The organism is Acinetobacter albensis (genome assembly GCF_900095025.1).
GTDB lineage: Bacteria > Pseudomonadota > Gammaproteobacteria > Pseudomonadales > Moraxellaceae > Acinetobacter > Acinetobacter albensis.
Window position 1 is genome coordinate 153,745 of record NZ_FMBK01000004.1, and the last position, 25,538, is coordinate 179,282.

The window sequence follows — 25,538 nt, forward strand, 5'->3', positions numbered from 1 at the left end:
GCCTAAAAATAAATTAATAACAATGCTCTAAATTAATTTGATAGGCATTGCTATTGGTCTCATTTCTTTTTGAATAAATAGATTTGAAATTGCCCTTTTAACGCAAACTTTTGATTTTGCTCTAGAGCCTGACGGCGTTCTGGTTTCGCCTTGTAAGCATACGGCGTCATTGCAATCAAGTTCTTTAAGTCAGCCTGTTGTAAAACAAAAGGCGCATCAATCACATATTCTTCAAGCAATTCAAATTCATTTTGCAGTTGTTCCACAAACTTATGTGACTCATGTGGATTAACTTCTTCAAAAAGTACTTCACGCATTGCATATAAATGCTCAATTGCAGGTGTCACCACCATTAAATAAGCATTCGGTTTGAGTACACGCAATATTTCTTGTTTTGGAATTGGACTAAATAAGCTGGTACATAAATCAATCGATGCATCAAGTACAGGCAAAGTAGCACCTGTACCGACGACCCAAGTGATATGCTTGTTCAGTTTAGCTGCAATCTGTACCGCATTTTTGGCAATATCGACACCTACGCATTGTTTCACTTCAGCCTGCATAGCATGAGTATAGTAACCTTCACCACAACCAATATCGAGCAGATGGTCTACACCAAGCTCACGAATTTTCTCAACCACAGCCTGTTGCAGCGGTGCATAAAAACCAGCACTTAAAAAAGCGCGGCGTGCTTGTACTGATTCCGGTGTATCTCCAGGGTTTTTGCTGTGTTTATGCTGAACAACGTGTAAATTTACATAACCCTGTTTTGCCACATCATAACTATGCTGATTTGCACACCGCCATGTTTGATCAGTTAAGAGTAATTCCTCACGACACACCGGACATATGAGCAGATTCATCATTTTCTCCCAGACATAAAAAAACTGACATTTGATCAAACAAATGTCAGTTTTTTTAAAAATATTTGCTTAACGCAATTTTAAGGTCAATAAGCCTAAAACTACCAGCATAATTGTAATAATCCAGAAACGAATGACCACTTGAGTCTCACGCCAACCCTTTTTCTCATAATGATGATGCAAAGGCGCCATCAAGAAGACTCGTTTATTGCGCATCCGTAATGAACCAATTTGCAAAAATACCGAAATAGCTTCGACCACAAATACTCCGCCCATAATTGCAAAAACAATTTCTTGACGAACCATTACTGCAATGGTCCCCAACATCGCACCTAAAGATAATGCGCCAACATCGCCCATAAAGACTTGTGCTGGATGGGCGTTGTACCAAAGGAATGCTAAGCCTGCCCCAATCATAGCTGCACAAATCACCACCAACTCAGAGGCATATTTAACATAGGGCATATGCAAATAATCAGCAAAACGAACATCACCTGCAAGATAAGCAAATACACCTAACCCTGCTGCAACCAAGACAACAGGCATAATGGCTAAACCATCTAAACCATCGGTTAAGTTGACTGCATTCGATGCACCATTAATCACCAAATAGGTAAAAATGATAAAACCAATGCCGAGCGGAATCGCGGAAAGTGGAATGCTCAAATTCTTAAAGAATGGAATTAATAAATCCAGCATATTCGCGGTATGGATAGGATTCGTTTGTTGTGTCGCAATCACATACAGTGCAATACCCGCACCTAGCGATGCAACCGAAGTCCAAAAGAATTTCTTCTTGGCCGGTAAACCCGCATTGTCTTTATAGCGGACTTTAATCCAGTCATCCGCCCAGCCCACCGCACCAAAAATCACCATCACTGCTAGCACAATCCAAACATAGGGATTGGATAGATCTGCCCAGAGCAAGGTTGAAATTCCAATCGAGAGTAGAATTAAAATCCCGCCCATGGTCGGTGTGCCCATTTTTTTTGCATGATTTTCAGGTGCAAATGAACTGACCGCTTGACCATATTTGAGTGCCTGCAACTTACGGATCATGACTGGGCCCAACACCAAGCCAATCGTCAAAGCTGTTAAAACACTCAGCAAAGCACGTAATGTTAAATAACGAACCACTTGGAACGAGCTGTTATAGCCTGCCAGTTGTTCAAATAACCATAACAGCATTAAATTTTCTCCATCAAATCAGCCATCAATGTTTCCATGTGGGTATAACGAGAACCTTTAAACAGGAAACTCATGGATTGAGGTTGATGTGTTTCAATTAAACTCAGTAAAAATGGCAGCGCTTGTGCTTGTGTCAAAAAAGCCTGCATTTTTTTACCATATTGGGTACTACGTGCCCCTTCTTGTGTCGCTGGTGCAAATTCACCTACCGCGACAACAAAATTAACCTCTGTCGCAACCAAATCTCGACCCAACATATAATGTTGCTGCGCCGCACTTGCACCCAACTCTCCGATGTCCCCGATGACCATCACTTTTATCCCTTCTTGCTGAGCAAGTACTTCTGCTGCTGCTCGCATTGAAGTTGGGTTGGCATTATAAGTATCATCAATGAATAGGTATTTATCCTGTTGAATAAAATTCAAACGGCCTTTTGCACCTTGAGCTTGCTCCAAACCAGTGACGATGTCATCCAGAGCAACACCAATCGCGAGTGCAAAAGCAGTGGTAGCCAAAGCATTTTGGATATTATGATCACCTGCAAAAGGCAAATTTAGCAGACGCAGGCCTACTGGTGTATTTAAATTAAAGCTTGAGGATTGCGGATGCAATTCAATTTCTGTGGCGAAAATATCTCCATTTACTCCAAAACTTAAAACTCGTTCAGTCTGTACCGCTTTTACAATAACTTCTGCAAAATCATCAGCTGCAGGAACAATCGAAATACCCTTTTTTGCAATATGAGCATAAATTTCAGATTTGGCTCGGCAAATCCCATCGCGTCCACCAAATTCACCCAAATGTGCTGTGCCAATATTAATAATGCCTGCCACATGCGGTTGAACTAAATTCGAGGTGTAATCAATTTCACCCTGATGACTGGCACCCAATTCCATGACGGCATATTGATGTTCAGCACGCAGCTCTAGCAACATCATCGGTACGCCTAAATCATTATTTAAGTTGCCACGCGTAATCAAGGTCGGTGCAAGACGAGATAAAATGCTGCCCAGCATTTCTTTGGTAGTGGTTTTACCACTACTGCCTGTAAGCGCGATCACTTTTAATTGTGAATTTTGAGCACGGCGATAAGCCCCCAAATGCCCCAAAGCCAAGCGTGTATCCGCAACGACCAACTGATAAATATCAGCATCCACAGGATGACTCACAATCGCAATTTCACAACCCTGTATTGCCACTTGTGCCACAAAATCATGCGCATCAAAACGTTCGCCTTGCAGCGCTAAAAAAGCATCGCCTTGTTCGGCATGACGCGAATCAGTCAAAATTCGTTTAATTTCACCTAAAGGTATTTTATTGTTATGCCAATAGCCTTGAGTCGCTTGTTGTAATTGCTCTAGGGTCCATGGCATTAAAGGCGCTGTACTGGTGGTGGAAGTATGCATAATGATTTCCTATTAAGCCTGATACGCTGAATTTGTGTTGTGATGCTGCGCATCTATAGCGGATTGGACTTCAATCACATCATCAAACCAATGTCGCACTCCTTCAATTTCTTGATAGTTCTCATGTCCTTTGCCCGCAATCACCACAATATCGCCAGCTTGAGCATTTTGAACAGCAAATTTAATCGCTTCTCGACGATCATGAATTTCATGCACACGCTGACTGGAAACATCTAATCCCGCTTTCATGTCAGCAAAAATCTGTTCTGGATTTTCAGAGCGTGGATTATCGGAGGTGATTAGGGCAATATCTGCATGCTCTAATGCTGCTTGTGTCATGAGTGGGCGCTTGCCACGATCACGATCACCACCGCAGCCAAAAACGGCCCATAAATTTTTGGCGACATGACGTTTTAAGGTCTGTAACACTTGAATTAAGGCATCAGGTGTATGTGCATAATCGACCACAAACAAACGCTCGCCATCAGGAATAACCTGCATACGTCCAGGTGCACCTTTTAATTGTGGCACCGTTGCAATTAAATCCACTAGTCCAAAGCCCGCTTGCTCTGCACTGACTAAACTTGCAACTAAGTTTTCAATATTAAAATGCCCCAATAATGGGCTATGCACCTCAAACTCACTGTGTGCGGCGGTTAATTTAAACTGCGCCCCACTTAAACCATATTTAATGTTAGACACTTGATAATCTGCGGATTGTGTCGTGGAATAAGTGAGTATTTTAAGTTGGGCAGGATTATTTTGAGCAGTGTTTATCATCAACGATGCATATTCGTCATCTAGATTAATGATCGCCACTTTTAAACTTGGAAATTTAAACAAATCTGACTTCGCTTCTGCATAAGCGTCTAGCGTGCCATGATAATCCAAATGATCGCGACTTAAATTGCTATAGGCTGCAATTTCAATATCACAGCCTTTTAAACGACCTTGCTCCAAACCATGAGAACTGGCTTCAAGCGCCACAAATTGCGCCCCTTGTTGGCCATATTCATGTAAAGCCGTTTGTAAATGTAAAGCATCTAACGTCGTATGCGATGAAGTTTCTAAATTCGGTAAAATACCGTTACCTGTAGTGCCCATGACCGCACATTTTTGCTGTTGCAAAGTCAGTAACTCGGCCACCAGACGCGAAATCGTGGTTTTTCCATTGGTGCCTGTGACTGCCAGTATCCGTGCTGCCTGAACAGGTGCGGTTTCCTGTAAATATTGTTTTTGCCACTGCCCCATTAAATGACGAAGATTCGGTACAACCACACTGTGATCAAGACCTAAATCAACCTCACTGACCACCGCTAAAGCACCTTTGGTCAAAGCTGACAGTGCAAACTGCATCGTTTTTTCAGGTTGTGAAAAACTATTCAGGGCAATATAAATTTGCCCTGCTTTAACTTTACGGCTGTCCAAACAAAAGCCACTGAATGGCAAAGTCATCCATTTCGCCACTTGCTCAACTGGGTAAAAATCTTGAAATGTCATGGACATTCATCACCTATTACTGAATTTTGGGAGCATCTAAGGGTTTATCTAAAGGAACATTCATTAAACGTAATGATTCTTGCATCACACGGGCAAATACAGGTGCAGACACTGTGCCGCCGTAGTAGGAGCCTTTTGGATTTTCAACCACCACCACCATAGCCAGTTGTGGGTCACTTACAGGTGCAACCCCTGCAAAGAGTGCGCGGTAATCACTTTGTGAATAGCCTTTACGATCTGCACGTAGTTTATGCGCTGTTCCTGTTTTTCCTGCAACCCGATAACCTGGAATCGTGGCACGTGTTGCCGTTCCGCCAGGTAAAGTGGCAGTTTCCATCATTAAGAGTACCTGATCAGCAATTTTAGCATCAATCAGTTGTTCACCTTTGGGTGGCTGTTCTAATTTGTATAGACTTAAAGGCATTTTTAAGCCTTTATTCGCCAACATCGCATAGGCATCTGCCATCTGCAATACCGTCGCATTTAAACCATAACCATAGGCCATGGTAGCGACTTCTGAAACATTCCATTTACTTGGTGGCAAAATTAAACCACCACTTTCACCTGGGAATTTGACTGCTGAACGCTGCCCAAAGCCGACCCGTTTATAGAATGTTGGTAGTGTGGCATAAGGCAAAGACAAAGCCAGTTTCGCAACCCCAACGTTAGAAGACTTCTGGATAATACCGCCTAAGGTCAATGCACCATAATTATGGGTATCTCGAATGGTATGATTACCCACCCGCATACTTCCTGGTGAAGTATTGACCACCGAGTTAGGCATATATTTGCCACTCTCCAATGCCATGGCAATGGTCAAAGGTTTCATGGTGGAACCAGGTTCAAATGAATCAACCGCACCACGGTTACGCATCGCATCTTTATTATTTAAACTTTTTTTGTCATTTGGGTTATAAGACGGCCAACTGGCCATTGCCAAAATTTCACCAGTCTTCACATCTACCGCAATCGCAGTTGCTGAACGTGCATTATTGGCCACCCCTGCCGCTGTTAATTCGCGATACATGATGTACTGCAAACGAGAGTCGATACTTAACGTAATATTTTCTCCGGCTTCAACCTCTTTAATCACTTCAGGGTCTTTAAAACGATTGCCTTTTTTATCTCGAACAATCTGTTGTTCACCATCATTGCCTGCCAATGCCGAATTCATTTGCATTTCCAAGCCTTCAATGCCGATTCCTTCACTATTGGTCAAACCAATAATTTGTGCATTCGGTTGAGGCTGTGGATAATAACGCTTATAGTTTTTTTCGGTATAAACCCCCTGAAATTCACGCTTTGCAATGAGGTCCGCTTGCTGAGGTGGTATTTCTTTTTGCAACACTAAATAGCGTGAGCGCGGACGGTCGTTCATTTTCTTTTTCAGATCGGCACGGTCTATGCCAACGGCATCGGCGAGTTCATCTAAATTTAAATTTTTATCGGGTAATTGACGTTTAAGCTTACGGTTATTGGGATCTTTCACCAGTTCTGCGCTGATTTCCTCAAACTGTTTTTTCGCATCAAAATAGTCCCGTGGATCAATCACAACTTTCATCACGGGTGTACTAATGGCTAAAGGCACACCATGACGGTCATAAATGACGCCACGCATCGCTTTAACTTTTTCAGTTCTTAGAATATTGGCATTGGCTTTGTTTTGTAAAAAATCTTTATTAATAATTTGGACGTAAAATGCCCGTCCCACTAAAGCCAGAAAGCACAGTAAAACCACACTCCACATCAGATAAAAACGCCACCGATCTAGGGTCAGTGTATTTTTGTTGCTAGTAGACGGCTGCTTTTTTCGCAGCTGTTTATTTCTGTTGTCCAACATATGACCGCTAGCCTTATTTTTTATCTTCTGAAGTTATTGGTAAAGAAATGACCACCGTTTGCCCTGCAGGCGGCGAATACATCCGCAATTGGGTCACAGCACGTGTTCCAATTTGCGCTGTTGCACCAAAGGTTTGTTGCTCGATGAGCAAACGCCCCCACTCTGCATTTAAGTCATCTTTTTCTCGGGTAAAAGAACTCAGTTCACGGTAATCATGACGGTATTCAAAGACTTGAAAAACCACCATAATGGCGCTCACAAAGACCAATATCAATAAAACGATATAAGTGATGATTTTTTTCATCGCTTTTTTTTCTGTTTTCTTTGCAACAACTTCAGTTTTCATTATTCGCCTTTTAAAGCTAAGCGTTCTGCAACTCTGAGCCATGCACTACGTGAACGAAAATTGGCTTTGATCTCTTCTTCACTGGCACGTACTCGGGAAATTTTCTTTAAACGACGGGTATCTTCCCGTTCTTGTGGCATGCCCCAACTGGTATCTTCCGCTAAAGTAGATTCTTTTTGAATAAATTGTTTAATTAAACGATCTTCTAACGAATGGAAACTAATGACCGCTAAACGACCGTCTGTTTTGAGTACATCTATTGCTTGCGGCAAGAAAGCTTCAATATCTTCTAATTCTTTATTAATGGCAATACGAATTCCTTGAAAAGTTCGTGTCGCTGCATGTTTATTTTTTTCCCATTTCGGATGGGCAACTTTCACAATTTCTGCTAATTGTGCAGTGGTTTCAATATAGCCCGCAGCTTTAATGGCTTTTGCGATGCGGCGACTATAACGTTCTTCACCATATTGAAAAATAGCATTGGCCAAAGCTTCTTCTTCAATTTGAACCAACCATTCAGCTGCAGTCGGCCCTTGTGAATTATCCATCCGCATATCGAGTGGACCATTTCTCATAAAGCTAAAACCACGTTCAGCTTGATCCAATTGTGGAGAAGACACGCCTAAGTCTGCCATTACGCCATCAACCAAACCAATATCACGCGCTTCAAGTTCTTGTTTTAAATCGGCAAAGCTGGCATGAATAATTTTAAAGCGTGAATCTTCTTGTTCTAATATTGCTGCCGTTTCTAAAGCTTGAGGGTCTTTATCAAACCCATAAACCCGTGCATTTTCATCCAGTTTAGATAACAGTAAACGGGTATGCCCACCACGTCCAAACGTGCCATCTATATAAATTCCTGTATTGCGACCTGCCAACAAGGCATCAACAGTTTCGTGAAGTAATACAGAAATGTGCGACATAAGGGTTCAATCAAAACTATGGAAAATGTAACTGCACATTATTACCTTGTTTTAACAAAGCTCCAAACGACTTTTTGTTGGAAAATATTACTTTCGATAGGGAAATACGTTTTAACTTTTTATAAAAGCATAAAAATGCCAGTCAATGTGTGCATTGACTGGCATTAACGGATTGAAAGCTTGTTAAAGTATTGGACTCGCATTATTTACGCGTATTATAAATCTGATCAAAAATCGCCCCATTCACAAAATGTGTTTTCTGTGCTTTAGCCCATCCACCAAATACCTCGTCAATGGTAAAGGTTTTAATTTTAGGGAATTGGGCAGAATACTGCGCCAACACTTGTGGATTACGTGGACGATAGAAATGTTTTGCTGCCATTTCTTGACCTAAAGGTGAATATAAATAGTTGATATATCCTTTGGCTAACCATTTATTACCATTTTTCTCTACCGTTCTATCAACAATTGCGACTGAAGGTTCAGTTAAAATTGAAATAGATGGATAAATAATATCGAACTTGTTTTTACCCAAAGTTTTTTGTGTCACTAAAGCTTCATTTTCCCACGTCAGCAAAACATCACCGATACCACGTTCCGCAAAGGTGGTCATTGAAGCACGTGCTGCTGAGTCCATGACTTTTACATTACGATACAGTTTACCGACGAAATCCTGCGCTTTAGCCTCACTTCCATTCGGCTGTTTTAACGCATATCCCCATGCAGATAAATATACCCAACGTGGCAACCCCCCTGTTTTAGGATTTGGGGTAATAATTTGTACGCCTGGCTTGGTTAAATCAGACCAGTCTTTAATCTGTTTTGGATTACCCTTACGCACCATAAACACGATAGTCGATGTATATGGCGCTGAATTATTTGGAAATTCTTTTTGCCAACCAGACTGAATTTGCCCAGATTTTACAATTTCCTCAATATCATTGGCTAAAGCCAAAGTCACGACATCGCCTTTTAAACCATCGACCACAGAACGCGCTTGTTTACCCGACCCCCCATGCGACTGTTTAAACTTTACTGTATTTCCAGTACGTTGCTTCCAATATGCACCAAAAGATTGATTGAATTCATCATAAAATTCACGGGTAGCATCATAGGACACATTTAAGAAATCACGGTCAGCCGCTTGGGTAGTGGTCGCAGTAAAAGCAACACTACCGGTCAGTAACACTGCACTGATTAAAGCTTTAAATTGAATTTTCATCACAAGGTCTACTTTTTATTTCATGTAGCTAACTATATGAAATAAAGTTAAAAATCGCAATTCATCCATTTTTAATTGTTTAATTTCAAATTCATGTATCTTTTCTTTGTTTTATTTTGAAAAAATACGGTTGAAATACTTCAATAATTTCAATGAGGATCAGCATTTTTAGTCTAATAAATGAATAGATGATCAGCTATTCATTTCTTCCTTTATTTATACTTCATCAATGTACTATTTCTTTTCAGCATAAATCTGATCAAATACGGCACCATTCACGAAATGAGTTTTCTGTGCTTTTGCCCAGCCACCAAATACATCACCAATGCTAAACAATTTTATTTTTGGAAATTGTGCTGCATATTTTGCTGCAATTTGCGCATTACGAGGACGGAAAAAATATTGTGCCGCTAAATCTTGTCCTTTAGGCGAATATAAATAATTCAAATACCCTTTAGCTAAATTGCGATTACCATCTTTATCCACATTTTTATCGACAATAGCCACCGATGGTTCTGCCAAGATTGAAATAGAAGGATAAATAATCTGAAATTTGTCTTTTCCTAAACCTTGAGTTGCCAACAAAGCTTCATTTTCCCAAGAAAGCAATACATCGCCTATGCCTCGTTCAGCAAAAGTGGTTAAAGAACCACGTGCGCCAGAATCGAGTACTTTCACATTACCGTAAAGTTTTTTGACCAACTCACGTGCTTTCGCATCATTGCCACCGGGTTGTTTAAGCGCATATCCCCAAGCAGAAAGATAAATCCAGCGTGGCGCACCGCCTGTTTTTGGATTAGGCGTAATAATTTCTACCCCAGATTTGGTTAAATCATTCCAATCTTTAATATTTTTAGGATTACCCTTACGTACTAAAAATACGACTGTTGAAGTATAAGGTGCAGAATTATTGGGAAATTGTTTTTGCCAATTTTTATGAATTAGACCTGCATTTACAATTTCTTCAATATCATTGGCCAAAGCCAAAGTCACAACATCTGCCTGTAAACCATCAATGACAGAACGGGCTTGTTTTCCAGATCCGCCATGTGATTGTTTAAAATTCACTTCTTGTCCCGTTTTTTGTTTCCAGAAAGTGCCAAAGGCCTGATTATATTCTTGATAAAATTCACGCGTTGGATCATAGGAAACATTTAAAAAATCTTTTGCAGCTAAACTCGCTGAAGTCACACTCCCCAATAAAAGCAAAAAACCAGAAGCGATTATTTTTTTCATTTGTATCAACTCTATCGTCATAATAATGCCACTATATTTATACAAAATTATTTTAACAATCATATAGTTATATTATTTTATTTATTCTTCATCAGTTTTAAAGATATTCATTAAAGTACTAAAATTTACACTTTTTTATCTAAACACTTAGATACCATCGCTCTATAAAATACCTCGATAAATATACAATCACTGAAATAAAATCAATAAAACTTTAAATTACAATTGGTTAGGTAAATATTTTAGATGTATTCTTTTTATTTAGAACAGATTACAACGTCTGATTTTGCAATTTTGTCTATAAAAATTCATCTTAGCCCTCTTTAATCTTCACGCTATCTACATATTCTTCTGGTACAAAGCCTATCAATTAAATTACTTTTTTATCGTTTTGTAAAAGAGTGTGACTCAATTCTACTTTTGTATTTTTTTATGTGGTTAAATAGTAGTGTAAGCATAGAAAAACAATATTTAGCAGTTTCAGTACCAAAAGGGGGATGTGGAAAATGAAGTATATGTCGTTTGTTAAAGTATTAAGTTTAAGTTTGACGGTCGGATTCATGACCCAACTAAGCCATACTGCTGCTATTAAAACTGCAGATACCAAAGTAACGCTGAGTCCTGAACGCTCATCCCTGATTGAAAAAGTGTTACAGCAACAAAAGCAAGGTGCAAATACTTTACGTCCAGATAATGATTTAAAAGTACTAACAGAAATTAAAGTAGCACCAACACAAAGTTTTTTTGCTGCTCAAAATCAAAAATTTAGCCGTTTTGTGCAAGCGCTTTTCCCTCAAAATTACTCATAAATTTATTTAATTTCTATGATTAGAAATTAAAACTCAGCCTAATCATTCCAATGTTGAATTTAGCATTAAGTGATTAGGCTTTTTCGTTATAATAGTCATCATTCACATTCTGAAAAATATTAATGATGACTGTTCGTACTCGTATTGCCCCTTCTCCTACTGGTTTTCCACATGTAGGTACTGCATATATTGCCTTATTCAATTTATGTTTTGCCAAACAACATGGCGGTGAATTTATTCTTCGTATTGAGGATACCGACCAACTGCGCTCAACACCTGAATCTGAAAAAATGATTTTAGATTCACTGCGTTGGTTAGGTTTAAATTGGTCAGAAGGCCCAGATATTGGTGGCCCACATGCGCCTTATCGTCAATCTGAACGTATGGATATTTACAAACAATATGCTTTAGATCTAGTGGAAAAAGGTCATGCTTTCTATTGTTTTGCCAGTGCAGAAGAATTAGATCAAATGCGTGTCGAGCAACAAGCGCGAGGTGAAAACCCGCGTTATGATGGACGTGGTTTAGAATTATCCAGCGATGACGTAGCACGTCGCTTGGCAGCGGGTGAGGCACATGTTATTCGGATGAAAGTACCGTCCGAAGGCAGCTGCAAATTTAATGATTTGCTCCGTGGTGAAGTAGAAATTCCATGGGCACAAGTGGATATGCAGATCCTGTTAAAAACAGACGGCTTGCCAACCTATCATCTTGCAAACGTGGTCGATGACCATTTGATGCAAATTACGCATGTCATTCGCGGCGAAGAATGGATTCCGTCGGCACCAAAACATCAATTATTGTATCAATACTTTGGCTGGGACATGCCAGTGTTGTGTCATATGCCTTTGCTTCGCAATCCGGATAAATCAAAATTATCAAAACGTAAAAATCCAACTTCAATTAATTACTACAAGGATATTGGCGTATTACCTGAAGCATTACTCAATTATTTGGGTCGCATGGGTTGGTCTATGCCTGATGAAAGTGAAAAATTCTCTTTGGCCGACATGATTGAGCATTTCGACATTCAACGTGTCTCACTTGGTGGTCCAATTTTTGATGTGGAAAAACTCAATTGGTTGAATGGTCAGTGGATTAAAGCACTTTCCCCTGCTGAATTACTCAATACGCTTTTGGCTTGGAAATCTGATCGTAACACCCTTGAGGCAATTGCTGCTGCGATTCAACCACGAATTAATTTATTGTCTGAAGCTGTGAATTGGGCAGGTTTCTATTTCAACCAATTTCCGACACTTTCCAAAGAACAATTTGAAAGCAAAAAATTATCCGAAGAACAAGTGCGTCAAAGTTTACAATTTGCAATTTGGCGTTTAGAAAGTTTATTTACTTGGAATAACGACACGGTAAGCCAAACCCTGATGGATTTAGCCAACCAAATGGAAATTAAACTCCGTGATTTTATGCCGACTTTCTTTATTGCCATTGCAGGTTCGACCAGTTCAACGCCTGTTATGCAATCGATGGTTACTCTTGGACCAGATTTAACCTTTGCTCGTTTACGCCATGCACTTGAAATTGTTGGCGGACCGAGTAAAAAAGAAACAAAAGTGTGGGAAAAATTGAATGAAAGCTTAAAATTGCCGAAAAATGATGCAGTTGATGATGCATAATTAAATTTATAGTTGACGTGTAAGCACAATGCCCCTAATATTGCGCTCACACAGACTGGGGTCATAGCTCAGTTGGTAGAGCGCTACAATGGCATTGTAGAGGTCAGGAGTTCGATCCTCCTTGACTCCACCAAGTTTTTTTATGCTTTACCTGTGTTGCCTCGATAAGTCCCTATCGTCTAGAGGCCTAGGACATCGCCCTTTCACGGCGGTAACCGGGGTTCGAATCCCCGTAGGGACGCCAAATTCAAAAAAGCCACTAAATTATTTAGTGGCTTTTTTATTGCCTGAATTTTTATTCATGGGATTTAACTTGAGTATTTTTGCTTTCTTCTCTATTCAGATTAGAATAAGCCATAAATTAAAATGCTGGAGTTGTAATGCAATACCGTTGCCCCAAATGCCAAAGTCCTAAAATTATGCCCGTCGCACAAACAGGGCAACCCGCACCACGACCTGTGGTACCCAAAAGCTTGGTTTTTTTAATTCCTGCCATTTTTATACTGTTATTGCTGGTTTTAATTAGCGTTTCCATGTGGATCTTTGGAGATGGTGCTGGGCAAAATTTACAAATTGCGACTGTCATTGTTTTTAGCATTTGTGTTGTCGCGGGCATTCTTTTTTGGCGTGACCTACCCGACTTTAAAATTTCGATGCAAAGTTTCATGCAATCACAAAAGAAATGGAAATGTCGTGAATGTGATCACGAATGGGAAATTTAAACACTCTTCTCTCACATCAGCACTGTGCATAATGTCAGTGCTGATGTGAATCTTGATTTGTATCATGCAAAGACTGTTCATGATCATGTTCACAATGACCAGTATGTGGATATGAATGTACCACACATTCCTCCTCCTCAATTTGCAGTGTCATTTCGGTAATCCCATGGGAGTGACTGAGCATCTGCCATGCTTGCTGGTATAAGGCATTACGATCGGCATTTGGTGCATATAGATGAACCGTTAAATGTACATTTTTTGAAGTAATCGCCCAGACTTTGAGTTGATGAATACTTTCTACGGCATTTAGACTCAGCAAATCATTTCGCAGTTGTTCAATATCAATTTCTTCAGGCACACCTTCAAGTAAAATATGAATACTTTGTTTGAGTAATATCCAAGTACGTGGCAATACCCAAAACCCAATTAATACAGCTATTAAGGTATCTACCCAAAACCACTGGGTAAAATAAATCACGATTGCACCAATCATCACACCCACAGAACCCAAGGCATCACTCAAGACTTCTAGATAAGCGCCTTTAATATTTAAACTCTCTTGTGCACTTGAAACGAGTATTTTCATCGAAATAAGATTAATCACTAAACCTATCGACGCAACTATTAACATGCCTAGACTTTGAATTTCGGGTGGATGAGAAAACCGTTGATAAGCTTCAAATAAAATATATATCGCCACAAAAAACAACATCAAAGCATTAAATAATGCGGCCAAAATTTCAAAGCGCTGATAACCAAAAGTGCGCTTATCATCTGCGGGTAGTTTGCCAATTTTAATTGCAACCAAAGCAATCGCAAGCGCTGCTGCATCAGTAAACATATGTGCAGCATCTGACAGCAAAGCCAGACTTTGGGTCATAAATCCAGCTATCACCTCAATAATTAAAAATGATGTGGTCAAAATCAATGCAAAGGTTAGTTTTTTTGCATTGTCTTCTGTGACCAGTGCATGACTATGATCATGTCCATGTTGCGTCATAACTTACCTCTTATTATTCAATCTATTTAGCCTTAAATTAATATTGATAATCATTATTATTATCAATTAAAATATTTCTTCGTTATACTCATTTTTATACAATGTAATTCTTTCTTGAAAATATAAACCTCTGATTTAGGATCATGCTTGATGAAACCATATTTAGCTTTTGCTTTACTCATTTGCTCGTACAGCCAAGCGCATGAACCTTATATAGCACCTTTAAATTACACCACCACAAATACTCAAATGCCTATATTTAGTGGTTATGCTGAAGAAGCCTTAAATAGTGAATATGCCTTAAAAGATGTCCAATTTAATGTCATTCAACCCAATCAAACTGTTGTGACTGTTCAACCGCAAAGTACTTTAGAATCAGTCACGGCATTTGATCTTAAGTTGCCTGAAAAAGGGACGTATACCCTTCATGCCAAAACTTCTTATCCAATTCAATATGTACAACACAATAAACAGTGGAAAATATTTTCAGATGTCGCGGCTGACAAAGTACCCGCATTAGCCGAACGTGATTATGTGATTCCAAGTGACTTTAAAGGCAAATTACCTAAAAAAATAGATACTGTGCGTGAGTGGAGCATTCAAAGCTACCTCAGTAAAGAAAATACCTCTCCCGTTGCAGCGACACCCGCACCGATTCAAGTCAGCTTCAATATCCATCCAAATCAAATCATAGTTGGACAACCTGTCCAACTTCAACTGAGCAAAGCAGGTAAACCCCTTGTTCAAGCAGAGGTTTTACTGCGTAAACAAGGTGCAACCGATCAACAAGCACAATCGATCTCTGTCAATGCCAATGGCTCAAGCACCATCACGTTTCCTCAAGCAGGTGGCTATTTAATTGAAGTCAGCGAAAAATTAGATCCGAAAGCTGTACCTAAAAATCAGTATTACACCATCATCAGCTTAGGCGTAAACAATTCAACATCTTAATCCAATGCGCTATACCTGAAAATATTCAGGTATAGCGCGGCTTAATATTTAATTTTTCAAGCCAACTTTTTCATTCATCCAACGATAGATCACAGGTAAAATTAACAAGGTCAGTAAAGTAGATGAGACAATTCCACCGATGACCACTGTAGCCAAAGGTCGTTGTACTTCTGCACCTGTACCTGTCGCTATCGCCATGGGAATAAACCCCAGTGATGCCACACATGCCGTCATCAAGACTGGACGTAAACGCAGAATTGCACCCTGCCATGTGGCTTGATAGACATCCAATTGTTGGCGTAGCTCTTTAATAAAGGTCAGCATCACCAAACCGTTGAGTACCGCAACACCTGACAAAGCAATAAAACCCACTCCTGCGGACATAGACAATGGAATATCGCGTAGCCACAGCGCAATCAAGCCCCCACATAAAGCAAAAGGTACGCCTGTGAATACCAGCAAGCTTTCCTGAATGTTATGAAACACCGCCATCAGCAAAATAAAAATAGTGATTAACGCCAAAGGCACCACCAACTGCATACGTGCTTTGGCAGAACTCAGATTTTCAAACTGCCCCCCATAATCTAACCAATATCCCGCAGGCATTTCTTGTTTTGCCAAGGTTGTTTGTAATTCTGTTACAAATGAACCCAAATCACGACCTTCTACATTGACCGTGACCACCACACGACGCTTACCATCTTCTCGACTGACTTGATTAATGCCTAAAATATTTTCAACTTTGGCCACATCTTGAAGTTGAATCAGACCACCATTTGGCGTTTGTATCGGCAATACCGCTAAATATTCAGGAGTACGCTGCGCATCATCCAAACGAATCACAAAATCAAAACGGCGGTCGCCTTGCAGAATTTGCCCAACATTCTGACCACCTACACTGGTGGCAACCAAATCCTGAATCGCTCTGACAGATAAACCATATTGAGCTGCGGCTGCTTTATTTATTTCAATATTTAACAGGGGCAAACCTGAGGTTTGTTCAACATTGACAGCAGTGGCGCCAGAAATGGTTTTAATGTGCTGTGCAATACGGGTGGCTTGTTGATTTAAAACCACCATATCATCACCAAAAATTTTCACGCCTACATCACTTCGTACACCTGAAATAAGTTCATTAAATCGAAGCTCGATGGGTTGTGAAAACTCACTATTGTTTCCAGGTAAAGTGGTTAAAAAAGCAATCATACGCTGACGTAATTCATCAATGGTTTCTTTGGGGTTGTTCCATTGGTCACGCGGTTTTAACAACAATACTGCATCAGATATATTGGGGGGCATCACATCAGTCGCCACTTCTGCTGTACCTGTACGAGCGAAAATCGCTTTAATTTCTGGAAAAGACTTGAGCAGCAATTTTTCAGTATTTTCCTGCATGCGTAAAGATTGTTCCAAACCTGTACTGGGTGAACGCATTTGCTGAACGGCAAAATCACCTTCACTTAAGGTCGGTGAAAACTCACTGCCGATTTTGCTGGCAAGCACACCTGATAAAACTAAAATACACAGCGCCAAGATGACCACGAAAAATTTAAATTCATAGGCCAGATTTAGCAGCTTTTCATATTTTTGTTTCAGCCACAGCATCCAACGGCTTTCTGTTTCTTTGACTTCACCATTGACAAATAAAGCCACTGCGGCAGGCACAAAAGTTACAGATAAAATAATTGCACCGAACAAGGCCAACACCACTGTCATCGCCATAGGATGAAACAGCTTGGCTTCTACACCAGTTAAAGCAAAGATAGGCAAATACACCACAAGAATGATTAACTGCCCGAAAATTAAAGGACGGCGTGCTTGTTTGGCCGCGAGAAAGACTTCTTTAAAACGTTCGGCTTTGGTCAATAAGCGACCTTTCGCATGTTGTGCTTCAGCCAAGCGACGAATACAGTTTTCAACAATAACCACGGCACCATCTACAATAATACCGAAGTCCAATGCGCCCAAACTCATCAGATTGGCACTGATTTTTTGCTCAGCCATACCTGCCAAAGTAAATAACATGGATAGCGGAATCACACAGGCTGTAATCAGTGCAGCACGAAAATTTCCCAAAAATAAAAACAGAATCACAATGACCAGAATTGCGCCTTCGACTAGATTTTTCTGTACGGTTTTAATCGCACGTTCGACCAAATCTGTACGGTCATATACCGTTTCAATCATTACGCCTTTAGGCAAAGATTGTTGAATGGTTTTCACTTTCGCATCCACAGCTTGCGCAACCGTTCGACTGTTTTCACCCATCATCATCATGGCGATACCCAACACGGCTTCCTCACCGTTGTAAGTGGCTCCACCTGTACGCAAATCATGCCCAATCGACACCGTTGCAACATCTACAACCCGAATCGGAAAACTATTTTTGTGGGCAAGCGTGACATTTTGAATATCTTCAATGCTGTTGAGTGTGCCAGGTACACGCACTGTCATCTGCTGACCATTATTCTCAATAAAACCTGCACCACGGTTTTCATTGTTTTGCGTTAAAGCGATTTGCAAATCGGTTAACGGAATTTGCAATTGTTGCAACCGATTTAAATCGGGGGTCACCACATAGGTTTTATTAAATCCACCAATCGAGTTGACTTCTGCCACCCCTGCAACACGTTGTAATTGTGGACGGACAATCCAATCCTGAATTTCACGTAAGTCCATCGCGCTGTAGGCTGTACCATCTGGCTTTTTTGCATTGGGATCAGCTTTGATCACCCATTGATAAATTTCCCCCAATCCTGTTGAAACAGGTGACATGGTCGGGGCAATCTCGTTGGGTAATTCTGCTTGAGCCTCTTGTAAACGCTGATTAATTTGCTGTCTAGCCCAATAAATATCTGTGCCATCTTTAAAAATAATCGTGACTTGTGACAAACCATAACGAGAAATTGAACGGGTTTGTTCAAGCTTGGGCAAACCTGCCATCGAATTTTCAATCGGATAGGTAATACGTTGCTCAACTTCTAATGCGGTAAATCCTGCGGCCTGTGTATTAATTTGAACTTGAGTATTGGTAATGTCAGGGACAGCATCAATCGGTAATTTTTGATAACTGTATACCCCAATACCAATCCAAGCGACAATAAATAACATCACCCAAATGGCATTTTGAATCGAGAATTGAATCAGGCGATCAAAAAGACCTTCAGGTGCAGGCAGCTGATCTGAATTGGATGCTTGATCTGTTTTCGAGATTGACTGGTTGGGAGAGTGGTCATTAATGCTCATGACTCGCTTCTCCTTTTTCCAGTTCAGATTTCAACAAGAAACTGCCTTGTGCGGCATATTGCTGTCCTTGGGTCAAACCCGATTGCACTTCAACCCATTCAGCATTGCCTGATATTTGTCCCAGAACCACAGGTTGAGCTTTAAATTCAATTTTCTGATCATGTTCAGAGGCAACAAAAACTGCATCTTTGCCTTCAACTTTTTGAATGGCGCTTTTTAAAATGCGCAATGCTTGAGCTGATCCCGCTTGTTGCAATTGCACATTGACCATTAAATTTGGACGCAGCTCGGTCGCACTCGATAATATTTTGGCACGAACTTGCAATCGACCTGTTTGCAGGTCGGCTTCAGTATTTAAACTTTGAATTTGTGCTTTAAACAGATTGCCTGTTTGTAGCGATTTGAACTCGATTTGTTGATTCAGACCAATTGCACTCAAGTCAGCACTGGGTGCAATAAACTCAAGCCAGAGTTGATCCAATTGATCGATAATAAACAACTGATTTGCAAGCTGAACATTTTCCCCCACCACCAAGTCTTTTTTACTGATAATGCCTGAAATGGGGGCAGTTAAAACATAACGACCATTTGAACCCGATGCTGCGCCAAAAGCCGATAATCGCGATTTGCTGGCTTGTACCTGAATCTGCGCCTGCTTGTAAACATTATAAGCCCGTTGATAATCCTGCTTTGCAGAAATTCCCTGTGACCACAACTGTCGCTCACGTTCATAGTCCTGACGTGCCAGTTCTAAATTGGCTTGGACAATCTGCAAGTTGGCTTGTTGATCCACCAAATCAGGCACCATCAAGGTGGCCAATGCTTGACCTTTTACTACCCGTTGTCCAAGTTCCACATTCACTTTTTCCACATAACCACTAAATGCAGGAGAAACATGTGCCTGTCGGTCCGTATTCACAATCACTTTGGCAGGATAAGAAGCCGACTTTGTGACTGCACCTACTTCAACCAAAGCAAGCTGTATGCCATGTTCAGTGATTTGTTTTGCTGTCAGCGCAATTTCCTCGCCATGTTCAGTCTCAGCATGTACAGTATTTTTAGCCTCGTCTTCCGCATGTTCACCCTCTTCCGTCTGTCCATGTGCATCTTGTTTCGCAGAATTACCTTTATCTGAAATCAACAAACCCAGGGCAAGCAATGTAGTCACGATCAAAGCCATCACAATTAATAATTTTTGGGAAATTTTGCCGAGTTGATTTTTTAAATTTCTTTGCATTTGTCGCATATTATTTTTCCCCGCCAATGACTGCTAAATCTTGTGTGTCTTGCCATAAATTCTGATTGATTTGTGCAATAGCATCTTTCGCCATGACTTGACTAGGCTGAATTCCCAAACTTAAACTTTCTGCTTCAATGGCACATTGCCAAGCTTCTTTCAACAATTGCACTTTACGCATACGCACTTCTTGCAATTGTAAAGTCGCTTGTTGCACCTCAGTCACTGCAAATTTACCTGCACTAAAGCCGAGCAATGTTTTGCGTTGTACTTGCATCGCCAATGGAATTTGAGTTTGATCCACATGCTTGAATTGCACTTCCAATCCTTGTAATTCAGTTAATAACGTACCGACTTGCAAGGCATTCTGCTTCAAATAAAATGCCTGTTGCTTCTCCAAAACATCGTATTTGGCTTGGGCAATTTTCACCCCATATTGTTGACGATTAAAAATATTCAGCGGAATAGACACTCCCAGCATCAGTTCATTTTCTGTTGATGTCTGAGGCGATTTGATTCGATTCATCCCCACATTTAAAGTGGGATTTGGGCGTGCCGATACTTTCAGCTGATCCACACTTGCTTTGGCCTCAAGCACCTGTAACTGACGTGATTTTTCAAATAAATTTTTTGACAAATACTGTTGTACTTGTTGATGGGTTGAAGACGGCCATAACAACTTCGGTGATAAACCAATCTGAATCGTTTTATCCGAAACACCCCAGACATTGGACAATTGCTGGGTCGCAACCTGTACTTGTAAGTCAGCTTGTCGATATAAACGTATATTTTCTGCATGGGTTAAACGCGCACGATCGACATCGACCTCTGCGACACTGCCTGCTTGATAGCGCTTTTGAATGGCATTCAAATTATCTTGACTGACATTAAGCTGTTCTTGAACCACATGACGTTCCAGTTCAAAAATCGCCAGTTGCGACCACAAATATTTCACGGCAAGCTCAAGTTGCGCATGATAAATTTGCTCATTCAAACTCATTTTAGTTTGGGCAATTTGGGCCAGTTTCTGATGGACTTTACGTTCACCAAAAATATCTAAGGGCTGAGAAAGACCAACAGATAACTCTTGATCTTGATTTGAGCCAAAGCCAGTTTGCGTTATGGATAACTCAGGATTTATCCACAATTTTGATTGATGAATATTCGCCGAGGCAATCTTGTGTTGCGTTGCCCAGATGGTTTGTGACTGCTGATAATCGGTCGTGTTTTGTATTGCTTGTTCCAAGCTTAGGCCTGTTTGCCCAGATTCTGCGTAGACCACCGAGGATAAACACCCCAACAATAACGCACCAATGAAGGAAAACTGAACAGCATGATGCTGTGTTTTGACATGACATATAATTTTAGACATTTGACTGCCCCACTTAATAAGAAAATAAGTGGTGGGTCATCTTTTAGGCTACCCCACCTTATAGCGGGGTAAGCACGGGCGGTGGGTTTGCTCGAGATAAATGCGGGGACTGATATAAATTACGCCAGTCAAATTCTAGACGCGGCACGTATGCAGAGAACAAGGGTTCGTTCGCCGACTGTTGCACATCGCTCAATATAAAATGTGCAAATGAAGGCAAATGATCACGATGATCATCTGTTGCAAATACACTCGATAATGGTGTTTTTTCTTGTACTGCTGAAACATGATTATGTTTTGTCGTTTGATTCTGTTCACAACGTACTGCACCATGATGACCAAAATGGGGCAATGTGGTTGAATGAGTCGACAATGTTTCATGCACACAAAATGCAGCTGCCACATTCCATAGACTTTGGAATATGAACAAACTTAACATGAAGGTGATAAAAATATTCGACTTTTTCACACCATAAACTTCTGAGCAATAATCAAACGATACGGCACTATAGCAGTTTAGTTGATGTTATAAAATTACAAGGTTTAAACTCAGAAAGCATGGTCGGATTGAAATCTCACCAATCTGATGCTTGTAAAGCATCCATCGATCAAAACTCTGACAAAAAAACCAGCCCGTAGGCTGGTTTTTTAATTTAAAACTGGAGATTAACCGCCAATTTTTTTGTATTTAGAACGCTTTTGTACACCCGCATCACCTAAACGTGACTGACGGTATGCTTCATATTCAGCATAGTTACCTGCATAGAACTCAGGTTGTTCGTTTTCAAATGACAAGATGTGCGTTGCAATACGGTCTAGGAACCAACGGTCATGCGATACCACCATCACTGTGCCTGGGAATACAAGAATTGCATCCTCAAGTGCACGTAAAGTTTCAATATCCAAGTCGTTCGATGGCTCATCCAGTAAGATCACGTTTGCGCCCATTTGCAAGATTTTCGCAAGTTGTAAACGGTTACGTTCACCACCCGACAATTCACCTACGCGTTTTTGCTGATCTTGACCTTTAAAGTTAAAACGTCCGATATAGGCACGCGATGCGATTTCGTAATCGCCAATACGTAAGATATCTAAACCGCCAGAAATTTCTTCCCAAACCGTTTTCTTATCATCTAAAGTATCACGCAACTGACCGACATAAGCCACTTTAACTGATTCGCCCAGTATCACCGAACCTGTATCGGGTTGCTGTTCGCCTGTCATCATACGGAATAAGGTCGTTTTACCCGCACCATTCGGCCCCACAATACCGACAATTGCCGTTGGTGGGACAGAGAAGGTTAAGTTTTCATACAACAAACGACCATCAAACGATTTACTGATCCCTTCAACATCAACCACCTTGTTCCCTAAACGAGGACCCGGTGGGATATAGATTTCTGAAGTTTCATTACGTTGTTGGAATTCTTTAGAGTTCAGCTCTTCAAAACGTTCCATACGTGCTTTGTTTTTCTTTTGCTGACCTTTGGCATTAGAACGAACCCATTCAAGTTCTTTCTTTAATGCTTTAGCAAAAGATTCTTCTTGCTTGTTCTCTTGCTCTAAACGGGCATTTTTCTGTTCCAACCAATTGGTATAGTTCCCTTGGTAAGGAATACCCATGCCACGGTCAAGCTCCAGAATCCACTCAGCCACGTTATCCAAGAAATAACGGTCATGCGTAATTGCCACGATTGTACCGGCAAAGTCTTTCAAGAAACGTTCTAACCAAGTGACAGATTCTGCATCCAAATGGTTCGTCGGTTCATCAAGAAGTAACATGTCTGGCTTAGACAAAAGCAAACGACACAGTGCAACACGGCGACGTTCACCACCTGAAAGCAAAGTAACGTCAGCATCCCAAGCAGGAAGATTCAATGCCGCAGCAGCTTGATCCATTTGGTTGCTTAAGTTATGTGCATCCCAAGCATGAATGATTGACTCTAATTTCTCTTGCTCTTTGGCAAGGGCATCAAAGTCAGCATCTTCTGCTGCATATTCTGCAAAAACTTCATCCAAACGTGCTAAGGCATCAAGTGGCTCACGTAAACCATCTTCAACGTTACCACGAACGTCTTTAGCAGGATCAAGTGGTGGTTCTTGCTCAAGATAGCCGATTTTAATACCCGGCTGAGCACGTGCTTCACCTGAGAAATCTTTATCTACGCCAGCCATAATACGAAGCAAAGTAGATTTACCTGCACCGTTTAAACCAAGTACACCAATTTTTGCACCTGGGAAAAATGATAAAGAGATGTCTTTTAAGATTTCGCGTTTAGGCGGAACCATTTTCGACACACGGTTCATCGTGTAAATATATTGGGCCACGTAGGACTCCTCTATAGAAAAAGCAAAATTCGCACGTGATCAAAAACCGCATGCGAACAAATATTCTGGGCATTATACGATGAAAGCAGTGAAAAAATAAGGGATAGCTGTGATCTTGAATAGAATGTTACAACTCTCGGCATGTTTATTTTTTAAACATGGCAATCAGGCTTTTACTTGTGAAATGACTATTTATGAATAGTATCCTTTATATGAATATTTAAGATAACAATTTAATTTAAATCGCAATTTCATTCATATATAGCAATGCTACACTGGGTCAATATTTAACTTCACAAAGATGATGTCAACATGACCTATAAAGACGAAACACTCGCTATTCATGCAGGTTATACCCCTGAAGCCACCACAAAAGCCGTGGCCGTCCCGATTTATCAAACCACATCTTATGCTTTTGACAATACCCAACATGGGGCCGATTTATTTGATTTAAAGGTACAGGGCAATATCTACACCCGGATTATGAATCCCACTACGGCAGTTTTGGAACAACGCTTGGCTGCACTTGAAGGAGGCATTGGGGGCTTAGCTGTCGCATCAGGCATGTCTGCGATTACCTATGCCATTCAAACCATTGCTGAAGCGGGTGACAATATTGCCTCTGTTTCGACTTTATATGGGGGTACTTACAACTTATTTGCACATACCCTGCCGAAACAAGGTATTGAAGTGCGTTTCTTTGACTACCAAAACCCCGAAGCATTGCGTAATTTAATTGATGAAAAGACCAAACTGGTCTTTGTTGAATCGATTGGTAATCCGCTCGGTAATATCATTGATTTAGAGGCCATTGCAAAAATTGCCCATGAATATGGTGTCCCTGTCATTGTCGACAATACTGTCGCCACCCCTGCCTTACTTAAACCGTTTGAATATGGGGCCGACATTGTGGTGCATTCACTGACCAAATATATTGGTGGTCATGGTAACTCCATTGGCGGTGCCATTATTGATAGCGGGAAGTTCCCTTGGGGCAAATATCCTGAACGCTTTAAAGTGTTGAATACTCCCGATCCAAGTTACCACGGGGTGAACTATGTCGAAGCTTTAGGCGCAGCTGCTTTTATTGCTCGTGCCCGTGTGGTTCCTTTGCGAAATACTGGCGCAGCCATTAGCCCACACAACGTATTTTTAATCTTACAAGGTTTAGAAACGCTTAACTTACGCATGGAGCGCCACACAGAAAACGCGCAGAAAGTGGCTGAATATTTACAACAACACGCCAAAGTGAAATGGGTCAACTATGCAGGCCTCAAAGACCATCCACAATATGCATTGGCGCAAAAATATGTGAAAGGCAAACCCTCTGCTATTTTGTCTTTTGGTGTGCAAGATGGCATCGCAGGCGGCACACGTTTTATTGATGCCTTGCAACTTTTCACCCGTTTGGTCAATATTGGTGATGCCAAAAGTCTGGCTTGTCATCCTGCCACCACCACGCACCGTCAGTTGAATGAAGCTGAATTAAAAGCTGCAGGCGTCAGTCTTGATATGGTGCGCTTATCGGTGGGTATTGAACACATCGATGATTTAATTGCAGATTTAGAACAAGCACTCTCACAGGTTTAAATTTTTCAAAAACCTATTTTTAGCCATCTTTTCTATAGAGAAAGATGGTTTTTTATAGAGAATAGGTTTTTTTGCTTATTTCTCTTTGCTTTGTTTTAAACCTATGATAAAAAACAAAGAACGGG

General features: G+C 40.7%; 20 protein-coding genes and 2 tRNA genes. 7 read left to right on the forward strand and 15 right to left on the reverse strand.

Annotated features, from left to right (window positions below; translation table 11 throughout):
* Positions 1–59: 59 nt before the first annotated feature.
* From GA0116959_RS04485 to GA0116959_RS04525, 9 genes are all read right to left on the reverse strand, one after another.
* Positions 60–863: a putative RNA methyltransferase gene (locus GA0116959_RS04485; protein ID WP_092718768.1), complete on the reverse strand. Its 804-nt coding sequence runs from the start codon at positions 861–863 to the stop codon at positions 60–62.
* A gap of 69 nt (positions 864–932) precedes the next feature.
* A complete protein-coding gene (gene mraY / locus GA0116959_RS04490; RefSeq protein WP_053579414.1) occupies positions 933–2,051 on the reverse strand; it encodes a phospho-N-acetylmuramoyl-pentapeptide-transferase in 1,119 nt (372 codons plus the stop codon).
* Positions 2,051–3,457 carry a UDP-N-acetylmuramoyl-tripeptide--D-alanyl-D-alanine ligase gene (locus GA0116959_RS04495; protein WP_092718771.1) on the reverse strand — a complete coding sequence of 469 codons (1,407 nt, stop codon included), beginning with the start codon at positions 3,455–3,457 and terminating at the stop codon, positions 2,051–2,053. Before GA0116959_RS04495 ends, mraY begins: the two co-directional genes overlap by 1 nt.
* Before the next feature lie 12 nt (positions 3,458–3,469).
* Positions 3,470–4,963, reverse strand: coding sequence for a UDP-N-acetylmuramoyl-L-alanyl-D-glutamate--2,6-diaminopimelate ligase (locus tag GA0116959_RS04500; RefSeq protein ID WP_092718773.1), 1,494 nt, complete (start codon positions 4,961–4,963; stop codon positions 3,470–3,472).
* 10 nt (positions 4,964–4,973) lie between these two features.
* Positions 4,974–6,797: a penicillin-binding protein PBP3 gene (gene ftsI, locus GA0116959_RS04505; RefSeq protein WP_092718775.1), complete on the reverse strand. Its 1,824-nt coding sequence runs from the start codon at positions 6,795–6,797 to the stop codon at positions 4,974–4,976.
* Between the two features lie 13 nt (positions 6,798–6,810).
* Positions 6,811–7,143, reverse strand: a complete 333-nt coding sequence (ftsL, locus tag GA0116959_RS04510; protein ID WP_053579410.1) for a cell division protein FtsL — start codon at positions 7,141–7,143, stop codon at positions 6,811–6,813.
* Positions 7,143–8,066: a 16S rRNA (cytosine(1402)-N(4))-methyltransferase RsmH gene (rsmH, locus tag GA0116959_RS04515; protein WP_053579409.1), complete on the reverse strand. Its 924-nt coding sequence runs from the start codon at positions 8,064–8,066 to the stop codon at positions 7,143–7,145. The genes ftsL and rsmH overlap by 1 nt, the downstream gene beginning before the upstream one ends.
* Positions 8,067–8,268: 202 nt before the next feature.
* The gene (locus GA0116959_RS04520) at positions 8,269–9,288 is read right to left on the reverse strand and encodes a sulfate ABC transporter substrate-binding protein (RefSeq protein ID WP_092718778.1); all 1,020 of its coding nucleotides are present in this window, start codon (positions 9,286–9,288) and stop codon (positions 8,269–8,271) included.
* A gap of 234 nt (positions 9,289–9,522) precedes the next feature.
* Positions 9,523–10,524: a sulfate ABC transporter substrate-binding protein gene (locus tag GA0116959_RS04525; protein ID WP_092718781.1), complete on the reverse strand. Its 1,002-nt coding sequence runs from the start codon at positions 10,522–10,524 to the stop codon at positions 9,523–9,525.
* Positions 10,525–11,030: 506 nt separating this feature from the next.
* Between GA0116959_RS04525 and GA0116959_RS04530 the strand changes: the two genes are divergently transcribed.
* The 5 genes from GA0116959_RS04530 to GA0116959_RS04550 all read left to right on the forward strand — a co-directional run bounded on the left by GA0116959_RS04530 (position 11,031) and on the right by GA0116959_RS04550 (position 13,689).
* The gene (locus tag GA0116959_RS04530) at positions 11,031–11,333 is read left to right on the forward strand and encodes a P-loop NTPase family protein (protein WP_053579406.1); all 303 of its coding nucleotides are present in this window, start codon (positions 11,031–11,033) and stop codon (positions 11,331–11,333) included.
* A 125-nt stretch (positions 11,334–11,458) separates the two neighbouring features.
* Positions 11,459–12,967 carry a glutamate--tRNA ligase gene (gene gltX / locus GA0116959_RS04535; protein WP_092718863.1) on the forward strand — a complete coding sequence of 503 codons (1,509 nt, stop codon included), beginning with the start codon at positions 11,459–11,461 and terminating at the stop codon, positions 12,965–12,967.
* A gap of 57 nt (positions 12,968–13,024) precedes the next feature.
* A tRNA-Ala gene (locus GA0116959_RS04540) sits at positions 13,025–13,100 on the forward strand.
* A gap of 35 nt (positions 13,101–13,135) precedes the next feature.
* Positions 13,136–13,211, forward strand: a tRNA-Glu gene (locus tag GA0116959_RS04545).
* Between the two features lie 136 nt (positions 13,212–13,347).
* Positions 13,348–13,689, forward strand: a complete 342-nt coding sequence (locus GA0116959_RS04550) for a zinc-ribbon domain-containing protein (RefSeq protein ID WP_053579405.1) — start codon at positions 13,348–13,350, stop codon at positions 13,687–13,689.
* A 34-nt stretch (positions 13,690–13,723) separates the two neighbouring features.
* Here GA0116959_RS04550 and GA0116959_RS04555 read toward each other — a convergent pair whose 3' ends face one another.
* Positions 13,724–14,689 carry a cation diffusion facilitator family transporter gene (locus GA0116959_RS04555; protein WP_092718785.1) on the reverse strand — a complete coding sequence of 322 codons (966 nt, stop codon included), beginning with the start codon at positions 14,687–14,689 and terminating at the stop codon, positions 13,724–13,726.
* 150 nt (positions 14,690–14,839) lie between these two features.
* Between GA0116959_RS04555 and GA0116959_RS04560 the strand changes: the two genes are divergently transcribed.
* On the forward strand, positions 14,840–15,640 hold the full coding sequence (locus GA0116959_RS04560) for a DUF4198 domain-containing protein (protein WP_092718788.1): 801 nt from the start codon (positions 14,840–14,842) through the stop codon (positions 15,638–15,640).
* A gap of 48 nt (positions 15,641–15,688) precedes the next feature.
* Here the strand turns inward: GA0116959_RS04560 and GA0116959_RS04565 are convergent, their stop codons facing one another.
* From GA0116959_RS04565 to ettA, 5 genes are all read right to left on the reverse strand, one after another.
* On the reverse strand, positions 15,689–18,886 hold the full coding sequence (locus GA0116959_RS04565) for an efflux RND transporter permease subunit (RefSeq protein ID WP_280513246.1): 3,198 nt from the start codon (positions 18,884–18,886) through the stop codon (positions 15,689–15,691).
* Positions 18,876–20,132, reverse strand: coding sequence for an efflux RND transporter periplasmic adaptor subunit (locus GA0116959_RS04570; protein ID WP_092718791.1), 1,257 nt, complete (start codon positions 20,130–20,132; stop codon positions 18,876–18,878). The genes GA0116959_RS04565 and GA0116959_RS04570 overlap by 11 nt, the downstream gene beginning before the upstream one ends.
* 1 nt (position 20,133) lies before the next feature.
* Positions 20,134–21,495, reverse strand: coding sequence for a TolC family protein (locus GA0116959_RS04575; RefSeq protein ID WP_092718794.1), 1,362 nt, complete (start codon positions 21,493–21,495; stop codon positions 20,134–20,136).
* Positions 21,496–21,553: 58 nt separating this feature from the next.
* Positions 21,554–21,964, reverse strand: coding sequence for a cation efflux protein, CzcI-like (locus GA0116959_RS04580; protein WP_092718797.1), 411 nt, complete (start codon positions 21,962–21,964; stop codon positions 21,554–21,556).
* A gap of 197 nt (positions 21,965–22,161) precedes the next feature.
* A complete protein-coding gene (gene ettA / locus GA0116959_RS04585) occupies positions 22,162–23,823 on the reverse strand; it encodes an energy-dependent translational throttle protein EttA (protein ID WP_053579395.1) in 1,662 nt (553 codons plus the stop codon).
* Between the two features lie 312 nt (positions 23,824–24,135).
* Here ettA and GA0116959_RS04590 point away from each other — a divergent pair, with 312 nt between their 5' ends.
* The gene (locus tag GA0116959_RS04590; protein WP_092718802.1) at positions 24,136–25,413 is read left to right on the forward strand and encodes an O-acetylhomoserine aminocarboxypropyltransferase/cysteine synthase family protein; all 1,278 of its coding nucleotides are present in this window, start codon (positions 24,136–24,138) and stop codon (positions 25,411–25,413) included.
* The last annotated feature ends 125 nt before the right edge of the window (positions 25,414–25,538 follow it).

Excerpts from the sequence above, each read along its gene's own strand:
- GA0116959_RS04485 (WP_092718768.1), bottom strand. The coding sequence starts at position 863 with ATGAATCTGCTCATATGTCCGGTGTGTCGTGAGGAATTACTCTTAACT.
- mraY (WP_053579414.1), bottom strand. The coding sequence starts at position 2,051 with ATGCTGTTATGGTTATTTGAACAACTGGCAGGCTATAACAGCTCGTTC.
- GA0116959_RS04495 (WP_092718771.1), bottom strand. The coding sequence starts at position 3,457 with ATGCATACTTCCACCACCAGTACAGCGCCTTTAATGCCATGGACCCTA.
- GA0116959_RS04500 (WP_092718773.1), bottom strand. The coding sequence starts at position 4,963 with ATGTCCATGACATTTCAAGATTTTTACCCAGTTGAGCAAGTGGCGAAA.
- ftsI (WP_092718775.1), bottom strand. The coding sequence starts at position 6,797 with ATGTTGGACAACAGAAATAAACAGCTGCGAAAAAAGCAGCCGTCTACT.
- ftsL (WP_053579410.1), bottom strand. The coding sequence starts at position 7,143 with ATGAAAACTGAAGTTGTTGCAAAGAAAACAGAAAAAAAAGCGATGAAA.
- rsmH (WP_053579409.1), bottom strand. The coding sequence starts at position 8,066 with ATGTCGCACATTTCTGTATTACTTCACGAAACTGTTGATGCCTTGTTG.
- GA0116959_RS04520 (WP_092718778.1), bottom strand. The coding sequence starts at position 9,288 with ATGAAAATTCAATTTAAAGCTTTAATCAGTGCAGTGTTACTGACCGGT.
- GA0116959_RS04525 (WP_092718781.1), bottom strand. The coding sequence starts at position 10,524 with ATGAAAAAAATAATCGCTTCTGGTTTTTTGCTTTTATTGGGGAGTGTG.
- GA0116959_RS04530 (WP_053579406.1), top strand. The coding sequence starts at position 11,031 with ATGAAGTATATGTCGTTTGTTAAAGTATTAAGTTTAAGTTTGACGGTC.
- gltX (WP_092718863.1), top strand. The coding sequence starts at position 11,459 with ATGACTGTTCGTACTCGTATTGCCCCTTCTCCTACTGGTTTTCCACAT.
- GA0116959_RS04550 (WP_053579405.1), top strand. The coding sequence starts at position 13,348 with ATGCAATACCGTTGCCCCAAATGCCAAAGTCCTAAAATTATGCCCGTC.
- GA0116959_RS04555 (WP_092718785.1), bottom strand. The coding sequence starts at position 14,689 with ATGACGCAACATGGACATGATCATAGTCATGCACTGGTCACAGAAGAC.
- GA0116959_RS04560 (WP_092718788.1), top strand. The coding sequence starts at position 14,840 with ATGAAACCATATTTAGCTTTTGCTTTACTCATTTGCTCGTACAGCCAA.
- GA0116959_RS04565 (WP_280513246.1), bottom strand. The coding sequence starts at position 18,886 with ATGAGCATTAATGACCACTCTCCCAACCAGTCAATCTCGAAAACAGAT.
- GA0116959_RS04570 (WP_092718791.1), bottom strand. The coding sequence starts at position 20,132 with ATGCGACAAATGCAAAGAAATTTAAAAAATCAACTCGGCAAAATTTCC.
- GA0116959_RS04575 (WP_092718794.1), bottom strand. The coding sequence starts at position 21,495 with ATGTCTAAAATTATATGTCATGTCAAAACACAGCATCATGCTGTTCAG.
- GA0116959_RS04590 (WP_092718802.1), top strand. The coding sequence starts at position 24,136 with ATGACCTATAAAGACGAAACACTCGCTATTCATGCAGGTTATACCCCT.